Below are 18,553 nucleotides of genomic sequence, written 5' to 3'. Positions count from 1 at the left end.
GTCGCGAAGGAGCGCGCCGCCGTTGGCGTGAGGATTGGCCCCCATCCGGCGCTCACCCGTCGGCGCCAGTTCCGCCAGTTCGGAGATGAGCCTGCCCTGCTGATCGAAGAGCTCCTGCGGTTTATAGCTTTTCATCCACCGCTCGAGCATCTTCAGATGCTTGGGGTGCGTGGCCAGTTCCGACAGCGGGACCTGGTGAGATCGAAATGAGCCTTCCGTCGGCAGGCCATCCACCTCCTTGGGCCCCGTCCAGCCTTTGGGCGTGCGAAAGATGAGCATGGGCCACCGCGGGCGCTTCCTGAATCCTTTCGCGCGAGCCTCGCCCTGGATGGCCCGGATCTCGGTGACGATCTGATCCAGCGTCCCGGCCATGCGCTGGTGCACCTTCTCAGGATGGTCCCCTTCCACGACATACGGTGTGTACCCGTAGCCCCGAAAGAGCTGGTCCAGTTCCTCATGACTGATGCGCGCCAGCACCGTGGGGTTGGCGATCTTGTAGCCGTTCAGGTGGAGGATCGGGAGCACTGCGCCGTCATGAACCGGATTCAGGAATTTGTTTGAGTGCCAACTGGTGGCCAGCGGGCCCGTCTCCGCCTCGCCATCGCCGACCACGCAGGCGATCAGCAGGTCGGGATTGTCGAACGCGGCGCCGTACGCATGCGCCAGCGCGTAGCCCAGTTCGCCGCCTTCATGGATGGACCCGGGTGTTTCCGGCGCCACATGGCTGGGGATGCCGCCGGGAAAGGAAAACTGCGTGAACAGGCGTCTCATGCCCTGCTCGTCCTGGGAGACATTCGGGTACTGCTCGCTGTAGGTCCCTTCCAGATAGGTGTTGGCGACCAGCCCGGGGCCTCCGTGCCCGGGCCCGATGACATAGATCATGTTCAGGTCATACTTTTTGATGATCCGGTTGAGATGCACATAGATGAAGTTCAACCCCGGCGTGGTGCCCCAGTGGCCGAGCAGCCGTGGCTTCACATGCTCCAGCTTCAAGGGTTTCTGCAGCAGCGGATTGTCATACAGGTAAATTTGGCCAACCGACAAGTAGTTGGCCGCCCGCCAGTAGGCGTTCATCTTTCGCAGCATATCCGGGGACAGAGGTTTGTGCATACCGGTGCTCCTTTACGTTCAGCTCTTCCACTCCCGCTTAATCTTCTCCGCACAGAATGCGACGCAAGGTCTTGGCGATCATCAGTTCTTCATTCGTTCGGATCACACGGACAGTAGCCGGACTTGCGTCAGTGGAAATCACGGGCGCGTGTGCTGCATTGCGGGCCGCATCCAGCTCCACACCAAGAAACTCGAGCCCGGCGCAAATGCGCTCCCGCACCTCCGGTGCGTTTTCGCCGATCCCGCCCGCGAATACCAGCGTGTCCAGGCCACTCAGCACGGCGGCAAACGCGCCGATCCACTTCTTGACTTGGTAGCAAAACAATGCAACTGCCTCAGCGGCGCGGGTATCGGTCGCCTGGCGGTCAAGCAGGTCCCGCATATCGAAGCTGATCTCAGAAACCCCAAGCAACCCCGACTGATGGTTGACCAGATCGTGAAACGCCTTCGCTGTCATTTGCCCGGTGCGCATCAGGTACCATACCAGGCCAGGGTCCAGATCCCCCGAGCGCGTTCCCATGGGCAACCCAGCCGTCGGAGTGAACCCCATGCTCGTCTCGATGCTTTTGCCGCCGAGGACAGCCGCCAGGCTCGCCCCATTCCCGAGATGGGCCAGGATCACGCGACCGCAGGCCGCTTCCACGCCGGCGACACGAGCGAGCTCCTCCATGAGATAGGCGTAAGAAAGGCCATGGAAACCATACCGCTGGACCCCCATTGCATCAAAGCGCCTGGGGATAGCCAGAATCCTGGCGACACGCGGCATGGTCCGGTGAAACGTTGTGTCGAAGCATGCCACCTGGGCCAGATCGGGATACCGCTGGCGAACGATCTCAATCAATTCGACCTCGGCGGGCAGGTGTTCCGGATCATATGGGCTTATGCGGCGCAACTCATCGAGCAGTTCCTGTGTGACTCGTTGGGGTTCGCTGTATTTCGCGCCGCCGTGGACTACTCGGTGACCCACGGCTCTCACCGAGGCGAACCCGATCCGCTGTTCAAGCCAATCGATCAGAATATCCCCCGCCGAGCGGTGATCGAGGGCTTCGACGCTAAGGCTGTTCTGCTCATGGCGAGTCCTATCCGTAAAACTCAGGAGCGTTCCGGAAACGCCGATTCGGTCCATCTTTCCGGACAGCAGGGGTTCCGCAGCCTGGTCTGTGGAATAGAGCGCGAACTTGATGCTTGACGAGCCGCCGTTGATCGTCAGCACGCACGCAGCCGGGTCCCTGGCGTGAGACCGGCTCGTCGCCTCTGTCGCGGATGCCGTGGAGTCTCTCTTCGCGCTTCCTGGACCAGCCTGCGCATTCGCACACTCCACCATGTGATCATTCCCTAAGACTCTGTATGTGGGGCGCGGTCGGCGCGCGGGGTCGCCGCTCATGCGAACCTCTTGCTCAGCACTGGCTCCTCACCCGCCAGGCGCGCGATTTCGATTCGGGCGAGGTCCCGGAGCCTCAAGATGTCTTGCCACCCGCTGCCTTGAGGCAGGATCGGCGCGCCGATCGAGAGCGTGATGGGACCCCGCTTAGGCAGCCACGTGCCGTCCGGCAGAAACGTTCGGGTCCCCCTCAGGCCGATGGGAATAACAGGACATCCTGCTTCAGCAGCCGCCTTGAACGCCCCGGGTCGAAACGGCAGCAGCCCAGGCGACCGAAAGAAGGTGCCCTCCGGGAAGAAGAGAAAGGAGGTACCGCCGCGAAGGAGAGCCGTGGTACGTGCAGCGGCCGCTGCACGCTTGGCAGGATCGACCCGCTCGACGGTCGGGTAGCCTGCTCTCCGAATGATCGTCCCGATGAATGGATAGGAGACGAGCCCGGCCTTGGCGACGAAGCGAAACTCCACGGGAAGGGCCGCGAGAAGGATGCCCGGGTCGACGTAACTGCCGTGGTTCACGGCGAGGACCACCGGGGCCGGTCCGTGGAGATGCTCGATCCCCTCGACCCGTACGGCGCAGCCCGAGAGCGCCAGCACCAGGCGACAGTAGCCCTTCGCGAGTCGGTTCGCAGGGTGTCCACACGGCGCAATACGCAGGAGCGCCCAGAGGACCGGCAGAGGCGCGATCACCAGCCCCCAGATGTATGCGCCGTAGGCCAGCGCTGCAAGCCGGCGGCCGAACCGTCGAAGTCTGGCGCCAGTAACCTGGAGATGCAGCCGCACCCACTGCATCGTGAGTGATGGGCGCCGACGCTCGACTTGGCCCCGCAGGTAGGTCTCACGCGTGGCGCTCCGCCGGATCTTGCCGCTCGACGTCTTGAGGATGGCCCCGGGCTGGGTGATTACGAGCGCGTCGGGCGGGAGACCGATAACCGTGACCATCTGGTCGAGTACCGCCGTTCGGATCTCCTCGAGTCGCTCCGGCGCTGTTTCCCGGCTCTCCGCAATGATGACGAGTCGTTCTGTGCCGGCTTCCGGATCGGCGATCCCAAAGGCGGCTACACACCCCTTTCGAATGCCGGAGACGTCTCCGACGACCTCCTCCACCTCCTGAGGGTACAGGTTGCGACCGGCTTTGATGACGATGTCTTTCTGCCGACCCGTAATGAACAGCTCCCCCTCGGCCCAATAGCCGAGATCACCGGAGTCCAGCCACCCGTCGTGCAGGATAGCCTGCGTCGCTTCAGGATTCCGAAAGTAGCCGCTCATGACTGAGGACCCGCGGAATTCGATGCGGCCTTCGATCCGTTCGGCGACGGGGCGACCAGCCCCATCCACGATGCGGACCTCATGTCCCGGCAGGGGGTGTCCGCATGAGACAAAGCGGAGCGGCGGCCGGTCCTCAGGTAGAGCGGGGCGTGCTTGGTGGACGCGCTGAAAAGATTCCCGTGCCACCCGATCGATCCGGGGCGGGTAGCCGAGTGGCGGGACCGTCAGGGACACGGCGCACTCGGCCAGGCCATAGACCGGGCACATCGTCTCTGCCTTGAAGCCGTACGGAGCAAACCGTCGAGTGAAGCGCTCGATTGTCTCAGGACTGACGGACTCAGAGCCGTTGAAGGCTAACCGCCATGAGCTCAGGTCCAGGCCCTCAAGCTCGGCCTCGCTCACCTTTCGGACGCAGAGGTCAAAGGCAAAGTTCGGTGCGGCCGATAGGGTCGCGTGGTGACCGTGAATGGCCCAGAGCCATCGCGCCGGTCTGGCGAGAAAGGCGAGCGGCGACAGGATGGCGATCGGGATCCCGAAGTAGAGCGAGGTGAGCCAGGACCCGATCAACCCCATATCGTGGTAGAGCGGCAGCCAGCTGACGCCGACGTCGGTCGGACTGATGGCAATCGCCTCGCCGATGGCCCGGATATTTGCCAGGATGTTCGCATGCGAGAGGCGCACGCCCTTCGGATCGCCCGTACTGCCGGATGTATACTGGACGAGCGCGGTGTCGTCGCTGAGCCGGCGGGGAGCCGACATCCCCGCCTCCGGCAGCGAAAGGCGCTCGACCGTAGTGACCTCTTCCAGGGAGGGCACGCGGCCCCGCAACAGTCTCGCCACACGCTCGACCTCCCCAAAGGTGATGAGGAGGCGGGCCTCGGCGTTGTGAAGAATCCGAACCTGACGCCTCGCGTATTCCTCGAGACGATCAAGCCGAAACGGCGGATAGATCGGAACAGGCACGGCCCCCGCGAGCAGCGCGCCGAAGAACGCCTCGAAGAAGGCCGCCTCCGTCCTGAGCATGAGCGCCACCGAGTGTCCCGGGCCGATCCCCTGCTGGCGCAGTCCCGCCGCGACCGCCACTGCCTGATTCCAGAGCGCCCCATAGCGGATCGGCGTTTCGGTTCCATCGTCTCGACGGAGGAAGACATGCGTCCGTTCGGGGTGAGCCTCCGCGTGCCAGCGGAGGACCTCTACGAGCGTTCGGGCGTCCGAAGGGGCGGCCACACCGGGACTGATGGGAGGCCGGGTTTCGTGGACGATCTCCGGTTTCGTGGGCGCGGCGGCCCGGATCGCCTCGGCGAGGTCATGCGGGCTTTCGGCCTCGGCCATCACGGTATCTGGCAACATGACGCCAAAGGCCTCCTCGAGCCGCACGAGCAGCTCGACGCGTTCAAGGCTGCCGATGCTGAGATCGCGGTCGAGCGCGCTCTGGAGGGTCACGGGCCCACGGAACGCCGGGCCGCCGAGTTCGGCAACGAGCTCCTCGACGATCGTGAGCACTCGATGCTCGATGGCATTATATGCGGCTGGTGTGGCAGGCGCGGGATCCACCTTGCATCCTGTACGGAACGGTTACCTCAACGCTTCAATAAATTGTATCGGATCGACCAATGCTCCGCCGATCCTGAGCGCAAGATGTAGGTGGGGTGAGTTACTATTTCCGGTGCTTCCGACTCGTCCGATCACCTCGCCTTTCTTGACCTCATCCCCAACCTTTACAAGAAATGCCGACTGGTGCAGGTACGAAGAAAAGATCCCCAGACCGTGGTCGATCACCGTGATATTGCCTTCCAATAGATAATCATGGCCGAGGTACGCGACCTTCCCGGATGCGATGGCCCGGATCGAAAAGCCCTGGGGGGCTTGAAAATCGGTTCCCCGGTGAAACCGAAACCAGTCCTGGGCTGGATTCATCCGGATCTGGCCGAAAGGAGTTGTCATCAATCCGGTGTGATCAGTCTTTTCAATCGGATAGATCGTTCCGTCCTGCCAGAGTGGTAAAGACGAGGATGTGTGAAGCGCGTCAGCCATTTCCTTTTTTTCTCTGGCAATCCTTTCGAGATTGGCTTGGCTGAAGACGCGTGTGTTCCATTGCGAACTGACGCTCTTCACGAATTCCCCTTGTTTGACGATCAGCAGTTTGGTGGATAATGCTCGCTTGGTAGCCGCTTCATACACCGTCATCCGATATTCACCAGGTTGCTGGTACAAATCGACCGCGATAATTCCGTACAGAGTATCCTCCTTGCTGAATATCGGGATGGTCGAAGGCGTACTGCCGGTTTCTATCACACCCTGCACGTCTGACACCTTCGCGCTGTCGGCCAGCTTGATGACCCGCACGTCTCCTTGACGGAGCGTCAGCGTCTCCAGAGGCTCCGCGTGAGCCATCGGCTCAAAGGTCATGCAAGCCAGCAGGGCTACGGCAATAGTGATCAATCGTTTCATGGCATCGGACCCATCTCCAGGTGCTGCGGGGGAGTGGGCGGCAGTTTCCAGACAATCTCAGGGTGCTTGGTGGTCACATGTAGCTTGTTGGCTAATTCGATACCCTGCAGGTAGCACTTTTCGAACTCGACGAAGTTCTGGGCCTGGATCTGCAGCGCGAGGGGGTCAAGGATCGTCTTGGCGTAGCTCTCGAGCATCGCTTTGTACTTTGGCCGCGTCGTGTTGGCTTTCTTGAACAGACTTCGCAGGCCATTGAGCTGGTAAGCGGCCAGCGCCCAATTGCCGCCCTTGGCGGCGTAATAGCAGATCCAGTAGCGTTCACTCATCAGCGGCATCAACTGACCCAGCCCGGGTTGCAGTTCGGCAATCTGATCAAGGGTCAGCTCCCCGTGTTTCGTGCGTCCAACGATCGGCTCTTCGTCTGCCACGGCGACCTCCTGTGATATACGTAGCGAGCAGTGACACTCACAACTCCAAGTATCTGATCTTTTGCTCCATTTCGCAACCCGCTTCTGAATCAGGGGGAAGAGGCGGGCGGAGTCCCGTCGAGGCGCTCCGAATGCACCTAGATCGTCTGCAGCACTAACAGGATAAGGCTGACAGCCGCTAAAGTCTTTGCCGCCGAGCAGCAGGTTACGGCGATCCTTGACAAGTCCTTGAAATGGCGAGAGAATCCCCGCAACCAGGTACTTCGACTTCATGCGAAAGAGGCCGAATCGAGCGATGATCAACGAGCAGACTCTGCAGCAAGTCGTCCAACGCAAGGACGCTTTATGCCGCTCAACAATCCCAAATCAGCCACGCCTGAAGCGCAGGCGCTACTGAAGGCGGCACAACGGAATTGGAAGACCGTTGAGGTGCTGGTACGAGATCCCGACTCGCCAGTCCCCAGCGTGTGTTTTCACGCGCACCAGTATGTGGGGAAAATAATCCAGGTGGTACTGGCCTCGTTCCCTCTGGCGTCGGTTTTGGCCATGGTCTGGCTATACCTGTGACGCCCGGGGAGTTGCTGCGCGAAGAATTCTTGACCCCGATGGGTCTCACGCAATTTCGGTATCTCCGCACTCATGAGGAGAAAAGCGCTTTTGGATTTCAGTAGCAACATCATGAACCGGAGGGAAAACACCTATGGGACCAGCTCTGCGGCTTGACAAGATGACGGTCCGCGATAAGCTCCAAGCACTGGAGGAGATTTGGGATGACCTGTGCCGATCCGCAAAGATGATTCCGTCACCCTCATGGCACGCGGATGTGTTGCGTGCGCGAGAGAAACGGATTCGGCAGGGTACGTCCCGGTTCACAGAGTGGACTGAAGCCAAACAGAAGATCAGACGCCGAACTAGATGAAAGTCGAGATTCTGGATGAGGCTCAAGAGGATCTTCTCGATGGCTATCGATTCTACGAATGCCAGAGCGGAGGACTGGGTGACTACTTCCTTGACTCCCTGTTCTCCGATATCGACTCCCTCCAGATCTACGCCGGCATCCACTCAGTCCATTTCGGCTATCACCGGTTTCTCTCCAAACGATTTCCCTTCGCCATTTACTATCGCGTGGTCCGTATCGTTTTGACAACACAAAAGGAACCTACCTTGATAAAGCAAAAAGGACCCCCCATGTTCAGTGGTAGTCGGACCTGCGGGAAGTGTGGGAAAGCCAGCGGCTTTTCCAAGCTGCGGTAGGAATCCACGCTTTGTGCGGATCTCCACCGCTGGTCCCGATGAGATCGTCATGGTGCGAGGGGTGTACTGGAAATCAAAGGCCGCGTTCCAGAATCTGGCCGAATGATACCGGCAGCTTCCGGTTTCCAAACTATGTAGACAGGTCTGACTATTTGTCGTTGGGCCTCCGGACTTGAGGATCTGTAAGGAATGACAGCCATGGAATCCTTCGGATTCAACTGGATCGCCAACTTCATCTGGGGGATTGCGGACGACGTCCTCCGGGACCTCTATGTGCGCGGCAAGTACCGCGACGTGATCCTGCCCATGACGGTCCTGCGTCGTCTCGACGCGGTGCTCGAGCCGACCAAGCAGGCCGTCCTCGACAGGAAGGTCTCGCTCGATAAGGCAGGCATCGTTCACCAGGACCAGGCCCTTCGGCAGGCCGCCGGTCAGGCCTTCTACAACACGTCCAAGTTCACCCTGCGCGACCTGCGCGCCCGCGCAAGCCAGCAGCAGCTTAAAGCCGACTTCGAGGCCTACCTCGACGGCTTCTCGCCCAACGTGCAGGGGATCCTGGACAACTTCGAGTTCCGCAACCAGATCCCGCGCCTCTCCAAGGCCGACGTACTCGGGACGTTGATCGAGAAGTTCCTCGACCCGGCCATCAACCTCAGCCCCAATCCGGTCCTGAATGGCGACGGCTCCATGAAGCACCCCGGCCTCGACAATCATGCGATGGGTACCATCTTCGAAGAGTTGGTACGCTGCTTCAATGAGGAAAATAACGAGGAGGCCGGCGAACACTGGACGCCGCGCGACGCCGTCAGGCTCATGGCGAGGCTTATCTTTCTGCCTATCGCCGACCGTATCACATCAGGTACCTACCTGCTCTACGACGGCACGTGCGGGACAGCCGGCATGCTGACCGTCGCCGAAGAGACCGTGCAGGAACTCGCCGCGGCCCACAACATACAGGTGACCACCCACCTCTACGGCCAGGAGATCAATGCCGAGACCTACGCGATCGCCAAGGCAGACCTGCTGCTCAAGGGCGAAGGCGATGCAGCGGACAACATCGTCGGCGGCCCGGAGCACTCGACGCTTTCTAACGACGCGTTCCCGTCGCTCGAGTTCGACTTCATGCTCTCCAACCCGCCTTACGGCAAGAGCTGGAAGAGCGACCTTGAACGGATGGGCGGAAAGGACGGCATCAAAGACCCGCGCTTCGTCATCGAACATGCGGGCGATCCGGAGTACTCCCTCATCACCCGCTCGAGCGACGGCCAGATGCTCTTTTTGGCCAATATGCTGTCGAAGATGAAGCACGGCACCACGCTCGGCAGTCGCCTCGCGGAGGTACACAACGGCAGTTCGCTCTTCACCGGAGACGCCGGACAGGGTGAGAGCAATATCCGCCGCTGGATCATCGAGAACGATTGGCTGGAGGCCATCATCGCCCTGCCGCTCAACATGTTCTACAACACCGGCATCGCTACCTACATCTGGGTACTTACCAACCGCAAGCCGGCGCACCGGAAGGGTAAGGTGCAGCTTATCGACGCGACGGCGTGGTTCAAGCCGCTACGCAAGAACCTCGGCAAGAAGAATTGTGAGCTGTCGGAAGAGGACATCCAGCGGATCTGTGACACTTTTCTTCAGTTCGAGGAGTCCGAGCAGTCGAAGATCTTCCCGAACGAAGCCTTCGGCTATTGGAAGGTGACGGTGGAGCGACCCCTGCGGCTGAAAGGTATCGACCCGAACCGCGCCTATACGCCGAAGGAGGTCAAGGCGCTCGTAGGGGCACGGCATGCCGTGCCCCTACAACATGCCGTGCCCGCCGCCGCGCGTTCGGACGACGCGCCGCCGGTCATTAAGAAGATCCACAAAAAGGGTACGGCCCCCGACCCCCTCCGCGGGCTGTTTCCGACCACTATCGACGGTAAGCCGTGTGTGGTCGGGTACGAGCCCGATAGCGAGTTGCGCGATACCGAGCAGGTACTGCTTCTGGAAGAGGGTGGCATCGAGTCCTTCCTGCGCCGCGAGGTGCTGCCCCACGCTCCTGATGCCTGGTTTGTGCCAGACAGCGTCAAGACCGGCTACGAGATCAGCTTCACCCGGTACTTCTACAAGCCGCAGCCGCTGCGCACGCTGGAGGCGATCCGCGCCGACATCCTTGCGCTGGTGCAAGAGACCGAAGGGTTGCTCAGTGAGATCATCGAGGGGAGCAAGCCATGAAGGCAGGCTACGGTGCAAATAAGCACCATCGCCGTTCGTTTCGCCTACACGGATTTGATTACACCCGGGAAGGCGCATATTTTGTGACGGCTTGCACGCAGGATCGGACGTGTCTGTTCGGCGACATGGTCAAAGGGGAGGTGCGCTTGAACGACGCGGGGCAAATTGTTGCCGACGAATGGGCAAGGACCGCGGAAGTACGGCATGAAATCGAATTGGATGCGTTCGTCATCATGCCCAACCATCTTCATGCCATTGTATGGATTGTGGATGGTAGGGGCGACCGGCCGGTCGCCCCTACACCGGTCGTCACCACCCTGGCCGGCCCACGGCCAAAATCCATCGGGGCATTGATGGCGGGATTCAAATCGGCCGTGACCAAACGCATCAACCAACAACGCCGCACATCCGGTGTGCCCGTGTGGCAACGCAATTATTTCGAACATATCATTCGGGATGACGCCGCTCTGAACTGCATCCGACAGTACATCACAGAAAACCCGGCGCGTTGGGCTGAGGACCCCGAAAACCCCGTAAACGCGGGGGCGACGCCTGTAGGGGCGACCGGCCGGTCGCCCCTACATCCGGACAGAAAGCACCCGTGATCGCCAACCTCAAGCCCTATCCCGCCTACAAGGACTCCGGCGTGCCGTGGCTGGGGGAGGTCCCGGAGCATTGGGAGGTGCGGCGGGGCAAATGGCTATTCCACCATCGGAAGCAGATCAACGGGGGTCGCGCCAGCTCGAACGTGCTTTCTCTGACTCTGCGTGGAGTCGTGAACAACAACCCTGACAATCCTGAAGGCTTGGTCCCGAAGGACTACGCGACGTATCAGCTGTTTCGCAAGGGTGATCTCGTCTTCAAGCTAATCGACTTGGAGAACCTCCGAACCAGCAGGGTAGGACTGGTGCACGAAGACGGGATCATGAGTTCAGCATACGTTCGGCTAATCCCGCAGTCGGTTGGAGAGATACGATTCTTTTTCCAGCAGTACTTTGATCTCTATCAGCGTGGGATCTACAACCAGCTTGGAGCCGGAGTTCGCTCGACGCTCGGTCCAAGCGATCTTCTTGATCTGAGTGTGGTCGTGCCGCCCCTCCCTGAACAAGCCGCCATTGTCCGCTTCCTCGACTACGCCGACCGGCGGATCCGGCGCTATATCCGCGCCAAGCAGAAGCTGATCAAGCTGCTGGAGGAGCAGAAGCAGGCCATCATCCACCGCGCCGTCACCCGCGGCCTCCCTTCGACAGGCTCAGGGCAGGCTACCTCCAACGTCCGCCTCAAGCCTTCCGGCGTGAAGTGGCTGGGCGACATTCCGGAGCATTGGGAGGTGGACAGGGCAAAGCATCTATTCCGCGAGGTAGATGATCGGTCCGCGACAGGAACGGAGGTGCTGCTATCGCTGCGTATGCACCAAGGACTCGTGCCTCACAACGAGGTATCAACGATTCCGATCACTCCCCAAGCTTTGATTGGCTTTAAGAAGGTCGAACCCGGGCAGATCGTCATGAACCGCATGCGGGCCGCAATTGGTATGTTCGGTATTGCAAATCAACTGGGACTCGTTAGTCCCGATTACGCGGTTTTTGAGCCGATCGCAAACGTTGACGCTGCGTACTTCTTGCGGCTGTTCGAAACTCCGGCCGCTGGTACTGTCTTTCGCGTCGAGTGCAAAGGGCTTGGGACTGGGTCCTCTGGCTTCATGCGGCTATACACGGATAGATTCGGCATGATCAAGCTGCCCATACCGCCTCAAGAGGAACAGAGGCGCATCGTCCGGGGTATCGCTGCTAGTACACAGGAGATTGAACGCGCTGAGGAGCGCACCCACCGCGAAATCTCCCTCCTTCGCGAATACCGCACCCGCCTGATCGCCGACGTGGTCATGGGCAAGCTCGATGTGCGCGAGGCAGCGGCCCGCCTACCGGCCGAAGCCGAGGAGGTCGACGATGTAGGGGCACGGCATGCCCCGTGCCCCTACCCGAGATCGACGCCAGCACCGACGCCGAGGAAGACGCGACCGACGACCTCGACGCTGTTCCCGAGGAGGTCGAGGCATGACAACCGACACCAGCGAGCGCGGACTCGAGCGGCTGATCTGCACGGCGCTGACCGGTGCGCCATGTGATCCGATCTCCGGACCGGCCGGCGCGGTGCATGAGCGACCGGCGACCTACGGCGCCGGCTGGATCTGCGGTGATCGAGACGACTATGACCGTGAGTACTGTGCAGACCTGGCGCAGCTCTCGGCCTTTCTGCGGGAGACGCAGCCCATGGCGGCCGAGGCGCTCGACCTCGGCCACCTGCCTGCCGCGCCCGGCACGGCGCAGGCAAGCGACAGTCCCACGCGGCGCAAGTTCCTGGCACGTCTCCAGGGCGAGATCAGCAAGCGCGGCACCATTGACGTGCTGCGCCACGGAATCAAGCACGGGCCACATCAGCTCGACCTCTTCTACGGTACGCCATCTCCGGGCAATGCCAAGGCCAAGGCGCGCTACGCTGCCAACCGCTTCAGCGTCACCCGGCAGCTCAAGTACAGCCGCGACGCGACACAACTTGCGCTCGACCTGGGCCTCTTCATCAACGGTCTACCCATCGCCACCTTCGAGTTGAAGAACAGCCTAACTAAACAGACCGTCGAGGATGCCGTCCAGCAGTACAAGCGCGACCGTGACCCGCGCGAACGGCTCTTCGAGTTCGGGCGTTGCGTGGTGCACTTCGCCGTGGACGACCACGAGGTTCGCTTCTGCACGTACCTGAAAGGCAAGGGCTCGTGGTTCCTGCCGTTCAATCTCGGATGGAATGACGGGGCGGGCAATCCGCCCAACCCGAACGGGCTCAAAACCGACTACCTGTGGAAACGTCTCCTCACTCGCGACGGCCTGACCGACATCCTCGAGAACTATGCCCAGGTCGTCGAGACCAAGGACGAGAAGACCGGCCGGAAGAAGGCGGTGCAAATCTGGCCGCGCTTCCACCAGCTCGATGTGGTCCGCAAGCTCCTGGCCGACGTCGGGCGGCACGGCGCGGGCAAGCGCTATCTGATCCAGCACTCGGCGGGGAGCGGCAAGTCGAACTCGATCGTCTGGCTGGCCCACCAGTTGATCGGCCTGAAAAAAGACGAGGCGGCAATATTCGACTCGATCATCGTCGTGACCGACCGGCGCATCCTTGACCAGCAGATCAAAGACACCATCAAGCAGTTCGCCCAGGTGGGGGCGACCGTGGGGCACGCCGAGCACTCCGGCGACCTGCGCACGTTTATCGAGAGCGGCAAGAAGATCATCATCTCCACCGTGCAAAAGTTTCCCTTCATTCTCGACGAGATCGGGAGCGAGCACCGCGGGCGCACGTTTGCAATCATCATCGACGAGGCCCACTCCAGCCAGGGCGGGCGCACATCGGCGGCGGTAAGTCTGGCGCTCTCGGCAGCCGGAGCGGAAGAGGACGACGAGACCGTTGAGGATACGATCAACCGCATCATGGAGGCCCGGAAGCTCCTCCAGAACGCCGGCTATTTTGCGTTTACGGCCACTCCCAAGAACAAGACGCTCGAGATCTTTGGCGAGCCCTACGACGTTAGTGGCGTTACCAAACACCGACCCTTCCACAGCTACACCATGAAGCAGGCGATCCAGGAGGGCTTCATCCTGGACGTGCTCAAGAGTTATACGCCGGTTGACAGTTATTACAAGCTCGTGAAGACGGTGCCCGGCGACCCGGAGTTCGATGTTAAGAAGGCGCGGAAGAAGCTTCGCCGCTATGTGGAGTCGCACGACCACGCCATTCGGCTCAAGGCCGAGATCATCGTGGACCACTTTCACGAGCAGGTGATCGGGCTCGGCAAGATCGGTGGACAGGCGCGGGCGATGGTGGTCACGAGCGGCATCGAGCGCGCGATCCAGTACTACCACGCGATGCGGGAGTACCTGACCGAGCGCAAGAGCCCGTATCGGACCATCGTGGCTTTCTCGGGCGAGCACGACTATGGTGGGGCAAAGGTGAGCGAGGCATCGCTCAACGGCTTTCCGAGCAACAAGATCGCCGACAAGATCCAGGAGGAGCCGTACCGCTTCCTCGTGTGCGCGGACAAGTTCCAGACCGGCTACGACGAGCCGCTGCTGCACACGATGTACGTGGACAAACTGCTGTCGGGCATCAAGGCGGTGCAGACCCTCTCGCGTCTCAATCGTGCACAGCCGCAGAAACACGATACCTTCGTCCTCGATTTCATGAACGACGCCGACACCATCCAGGAGGCGTTCGCGGACTACTACCGGACGACGATCCTGAGCGAGGAGACGGACCCCAACAAGGTGCACGATCTGAAGGCCTCCCTGGACGGCTACCAGGTCTACTCGCAGGCCCAGATCGACCAGCTCGTGGAACTCTATCTCGGTGGGGCCGATCGCGACCGACTCGATCCGATCCTCGATGCCTGCGTCGCGATCTATAGGACCCAGCTCGACGAAGACGGGCAGGTCGACTTCAAGGGCAAGGCGAAGGCCTTCACGCGCACCTACGGCTTCCTCGCCTCGATCCTGCCCTACACCAACGCGGGGTGGGAGAAGCTGTCGATCTTCCTGAACTTCCTGGTGCCCAAGTTGCCCGCGCCGAAGGAGGAGGACCTGTCGAAGGGCATTCTCGAGGCCATCGACATGGACAGCTACCGGGTGGAAAAGCATGCGGCCATGAAGATCCAACTGCCGGACCAGGATGCGGAAATCGGGGCGGTGCCGACCAGTGGAGGTGGCGGAAAGCCTGAACCGGAGCTCGATCGCCTCTCGAACATCTTGAAGAGTTTCAACGACCAGTTCGGCAACATCCCCTGGACCGATACCGACCGGGTGCATCGCCTGATTACGGAAGAGATTCCATCCAAGGTGTCGGCCGACAGCGCCTATCGGAACGCTAGGAAGAACTCAGACAAGCAGAACGCCCGCATCGAGCACGATAAGGCGCTCGTGCGCGTGATGACCGCCGTGCTCAAGGACGACACGGAGCTATACAGGCTGTTCAGCGACAACGAGGGGTTCCGAAGGTGGCTGACGGACACGGTGTTCGTGCTGACGTATGAAGCGGCGGAACGGGCGGCCTAACAGCCAATGGCGTTGGCCGTCGCCCCCAGCGTCGGCAGGACGGGACGCTGGCTATTGGGCGCCACTCGGGAGTGGCTCAGCGCAAGCTGACGGATGATGCGCGAACCTGCGACCTGGCATTCCGCAGTATCCTGTATCTACAGTACCCTCGGAGAAACTCCGACCCCATCGGAAGAATTACCACTCCTCAAGTAGACCTCTCGCCGAGCAGACCTTCGCTTACAATCGTTATGTCCTCTATTTATAGATAGTTACAAAGCTCGTCTCCCAGTTTCCTGCCGGCCATTACTGGCACGTGATTTGCGTGCATCTCAAGCCGTAAGGTCGACTACAAATCGAGAGTTGATTGATGACTGTTCATGTGATCATTTGTTCTAATCGTTCGGAGCTGGTGAAAGCCGCCTCCCGGGTATTCGACGGTGCAGGATTCAGGCTCACGGTCTGCGAGTGCGGCCTGCAAGCGCTGGCGGCGGCCGAGGTTGTCGATGCCGATCTTCTGATCCTGGATCTGGAGACGTCGGGGCTTGACTGTCTCCTGATGCTCGCGGCCATCAAGGAGCTCGCCCCTGCGCTACCGATCGTAGCGGTTTCGACGAGACCCCAGATAGATGCGCGAGCCGTCTCCCACAAGGGAGTATCGTACGTCACGCTTCCCTCCGGGTCCACTGGTGCAGTGGAGGAGCTCTTGGCCGGATTAACGCAGACAGGGCGGGCCAAGTGTGTATCCGATTTAACGTCAACATAGCGATGGGGGATCGTTCATGAGCTCTCTCTTTCAGAGGGATCTCGCAAAGCTGGAGTGACAAAATGAGGAGTTCATCTCAGCCCTATATGTACCGTCATTGGAGGCGGAGCAAGGCCGTTGCTGATCCACGAGGTGGGATGAAAGAACAAGCGGCCCAGGAGGGTCAGATGGTCAGCATTATCGAATACTCCGCGGAGAAGAAGGCCAGGAACAGTTATCCTCATAAGATTATCTCTCCTCTCATTCCGAGCCGGTGTTGCCAGGCCCGTATGAATCGGATCGGGGCGATACAGGTGGAGGGCGACAACAAGTTTTACTATAAGCGCTGTTCGCGTTGCGGCTTCACGGTCCGAGAGTTCGTGTCAACTATCGACATTGATCGGCTGCCGAGCGTAGGGACGTCGGACTGGGATCGTACGGAAAGCTGGCTTGATCGGATCCAGAGAGAGGCTCAAGTCGATATAGCCGCCTAACCGTGAACTTAAGGGAGAAGGGGCAAAAAGAAGCGAAATGGTCACAGAACGGGCGGTACTTGAGGCGCTTGCCAAGATCCAGGATCCGGATCTCCATCGCGATATCGTCTCGCTTGGTTTCGTCAGAGACGTGCAGATCGATGGCGGGAAGGTGAGATTTGCCATCGAGTTGACGACCCCCGCATGCCCGGTCAGAAAGCAGATGGAAGAGGGCGCCAGGCAGGTCGTAGCCGCCCTCCCGGGTGTGGAGCAGGTAGAGGTGACCATGACCTCCCGTGTCACCACCTCCCGCGAGCCCCAATCATCGTACCTGCCTGGGGTGCTGAACACAGTGGCTGTGGCCAGCGGCAAAGGGGGGGTCGGCAAATCGACAGTGGCGGCGAACCTGGCCGTCGCCCTGATGCGGACTGGCGCCAGGGTCGGGCTCATGGATGCGGACGTCTACGGTCCGTGCATTCCCAAGCTCATGGGCGGTGGTGGCTCGTTGCAGCAGACGGAAGCCGGGAAGATGATTCCACCCCTGATGCATGGTGTGAAGATCATGTCTATGGGGTTCTTCCTGCCGAAGAATGAGGCGGTGGTCTGGCGAGGCCCCATGCTGCACAAGATGGTCCAGGAATTCCTGGGCCACGTCGAGTGGGGGGAGTTGGATTACCTGGTGATCGATCTGCCGCCAGGGACGGGCGACATCCAACTGAGCCTGTGCCAAACGATTCCGCTTACGGGCGCCGTCATCGTCTCCACCCCTCAGGATGTGGCGCTGGAGGTCGCTTCCAAGGCCATCCTGATGTTCGAAAAGCTCAAGACTCCGATCCTGGGGATTGTCGAGAATATGAGCTACTATGCCTGCTCGCAGTGCGGCCACCGCGAGGAGATCTTCGGGCATGGCGGGGCGAAGGCGGCAAGCGAGAAGGCCGGGATCCCGTTCCTGGGCGAGATTCCGCTTGATTCGTACATCCGCCAGAGCAGCGACGAGGGAAGGCCCGTGGCCATGGAGCCGACTGACTCGCCCGTTGCGCGGGCCTTTCATGAGGTTGCAGGCTGTCTGGCCGCCAGGATCAGCATCGTCAATGCGGCTGCCGGTGCGCCACAAAGGCCACCGATAGTGATAATGCGGTAGGGCGCGATGCGGAAAATGTATGGAAAAAAGAGACTGTTGACGCTAATATTAACTGTTACGGGCGGGAGGGTCAGTCGGTCCCAAGTAACAGGACCGGTGAACGGGCCTCCTGTTGCGTGAGGTTGAAAAAGTGCGGAAGAAGGAGAGATCGTGAGCAGTAAGTCAAAGATGATTGAGGCCCTGGCTAACCAGGAGTATAAGTACGGGTTTGTGACGGAGATCGAGGAGGAAGCTGTTCCTCACGGATTGAACGAGGAGGTCATTCGTCTTATCTCCGCCAAGAAAAATGAGCCCGACTGGATGCTGCAGTGGCGTCTGAAGGCCTACCGGCATTGGGCGAAGCTGGAAAAGTCAGAGGCGGAGCCGAAGTGGGCCAACGTCACATATCCACCTATCGACTACCAGGGCATCCGGTACTATGCGGCGCCTAAGCGGCAGACGGAGGGACCCAAGAGCCTCAATGAGGTCGATCCGAAGCTGCTGGAGACGTTCGAGAAGCTGGGCATCCCTTTGGCGGAGCGGAAGCGGCTCAGCGGCATCGCGGTCGATGCGGTGTTTGACAGCGTCTCGGTGGCCACGACGTTTAAGGAGAAACTCGGCGAGATGGGGATCATCTTCTGCTCCTTTTCCGAGGCGGTGCAGAACCACCCGGACCTGGTCAGGAAGTACCTCGGATCGGTGGTGCCCTACACTGATAACTTCTTTGCCACGCTGAACTCCGCCGTCTTCAGCGACGGGTCGTTCTGCTATATCCCGAAAGGCGTACGCTGCCCGATGGAGCTTTCGACCTACTTCCGGATCAACGCCGCCGAGACGGGCCAGTTCGAGCGGACCCTGATCATCGCCGATGAAGGGGCCTATGTGAGCTACCTGGAAGGGTGCACCGCCCCGATGCGGGACGTGAACCAGTTGCACGCGGCGGTCGTGGAGCTGATCGCCCACGACGACGCCCAGATCAAGTACTCGACGGTCCAGAACTGGTATCCGGGCGATAAGGAGGGCAAGGGCGG

General features: G+C 60.5%; 15 protein-coding genes and 1 pseudogene. 11 read left to right on the top strand and 5 right to left on the bottom strand.

Features of this window, described 5'->3' with window-relative positions:
• From KGL31_04015 to KGL31_03995, 5 genes are all read right to left on the bottom strand, one after another.
• Positions 1-1,110 (bottom strand): phosphoketolase family protein (locus KGL31_04015; GenBank protein ID MDE2321068.1); only part of this gene is annotated, 1,110 nt, incomplete at its 3' end.
• Positions 1,111-1,147: 37 nt separating this feature from the next.
• A complete protein-coding gene (locus KGL31_04010) occupies positions 1,148-2,434 on the bottom strand; it encodes an acetate/propionate family kinase (GenBank protein MDE2321067.1) in 1,287 nt (428 codons plus the stop codon).
• A gap of 56 nt (positions 2,435-2,490) precedes the next feature.
• Positions 2,491-5,271 (bottom strand): AMP-binding protein, encoded by a 2,781-nt coding sequence (locus KGL31_04005; GenBank protein MDE2321066.1) that lies wholly within the window; start codon positions 5,269-5,271, stop codon positions 2,491-2,493.
• A 60-nt stretch (positions 5,272-5,331) separates the two neighbouring features.
• Positions 5,332-5,943: a M23 family metallopeptidase gene (locus KGL31_04000; GenBank protein ID MDE2321065.1), complete on the bottom strand. Its 612-nt coding sequence runs from the start codon at positions 5,941-5,943 to the stop codon at positions 5,332-5,334.
• A gap of 260 nt (positions 5,944-6,203) precedes the next feature.
• A complete protein-coding gene (locus KGL31_03995; protein MDE2321064.1) occupies positions 6,204-6,635 on the bottom strand; it encodes a hypothetical protein in 432 nt (143 codons plus the stop codon).
• Positions 6,636-6,980: 345 nt separating this feature from the next.
• On the opposite strand from KGL31_03995, the gene KGL31_03990 reads away from it, so the two are divergent.
• The 11 genes and pseudogenes from KGL31_03990 to sufB all read left to right on the top strand — a co-directional run.
• Entirely contained in the window at positions 6,981-7,202 is a 222-nt protein-coding gene (locus tag KGL31_03990; protein MDE2321063.1) for a hypothetical protein, read from the top strand.
• A 133-nt stretch (positions 7,203-7,335) separates the two neighbouring features.
• Positions 7,336-7,554 carry an addiction module protein gene (locus tag KGL31_03985; GenBank protein ID MDE2321062.1) on the top strand — a complete coding sequence of 73 codons (219 nt, stop codon included), beginning with the start codon at positions 7,336-7,338 and terminating at the stop codon, positions 7,552-7,554.
• The gene (locus KGL31_03980) at positions 7,551-7,889 is read left to right on the top strand and encodes a type II toxin-antitoxin system RelE/ParE family toxin (protein MDE2321061.1); all 339 of its coding nucleotides are present in this window, start codon (positions 7,551-7,553) and stop codon (positions 7,887-7,889) included. Before KGL31_03985 ends, KGL31_03980 begins: the two co-directional genes overlap by 4 nt.
• Before the next feature lie 198 nt (positions 7,890-8,087).
• Positions 8,088-10,106 (top strand): SAM-dependent DNA methyltransferase, encoded by a 2,019-nt coding sequence (locus KGL31_03975; GenBank protein ID MDE2321060.1) that lies wholly within the window; start codon positions 8,088-8,090, stop codon positions 10,104-10,106.
• Positions 10,103-10,639 (top strand): annotated as a pseudogene (locus KGL31_03970) (transposase). The gene KGL31_03975 and the pseudogene KGL31_03970 overlap by 4 nt, the downstream one beginning before the upstream one ends.
• Positions 10,640-10,707: 68 nt before the next feature.
• A complete protein-coding gene (locus KGL31_03965) occupies positions 10,708-12,234 on the top strand; it encodes a restriction endonuclease subunit S (GenBank protein MDE2321059.1) in 1,527 nt (508 codons plus the stop codon).
• Entirely contained in the window at positions 12,164-15,205 is a 3,042-nt protein-coding gene (locus tag KGL31_03960; protein ID MDE2321058.1) for a type I restriction endonuclease subunit R, read from the top strand. Before KGL31_03965 ends, KGL31_03960 begins: the two co-directional genes overlap by 71 nt.
• 349 nt (positions 15,206-15,554) lie before the next feature.
• A complete protein-coding gene (locus tag KGL31_03955) occupies positions 15,555-15,950 on the top strand; it encodes a response regulator (GenBank protein MDE2321057.1) in 396 nt (131 codons plus the stop codon).
• A 137-nt stretch (positions 15,951-16,087) separates the two neighbouring features.
• Entirely contained in the window at positions 16,088-16,423 is a 336-nt protein-coding gene (locus KGL31_03950; protein ID MDE2321056.1) for a hypothetical protein, read from the top strand.
• Between the two features lie 37 nt (positions 16,424-16,460).
• Positions 16,461-17,543 (top strand): Mrp/NBP35 family ATP-binding protein, encoded by a 1,083-nt coding sequence (locus KGL31_03945; protein ID MDE2321055.1) that lies wholly within the window; start codon positions 16,461-16,463, stop codon positions 17,541-17,543.
• 150 nt (positions 17,544-17,693) lie between these two features.
• A partial coding sequence (sufB, locus tag KGL31_03940) for a Fe-S cluster assembly protein SufB (protein ID MDE2321054.1) occupies positions 17,694-18,553 on the top strand: 860 nt, incomplete at its 3' end.

This window comes from Candidatus Methylomirabilota bacterium (assembly GCA_028870115.1).
Lineage (GTDB): Bacteria > Methylomirabilota > Methylomirabilia > Methylomirabilales > Methylomirabilaceae > Methylomirabilis.
Note: the sequence above shows the minus strand (reverse complement) of the source record. Positions and strands in the feature narration are given on the sequence as shown.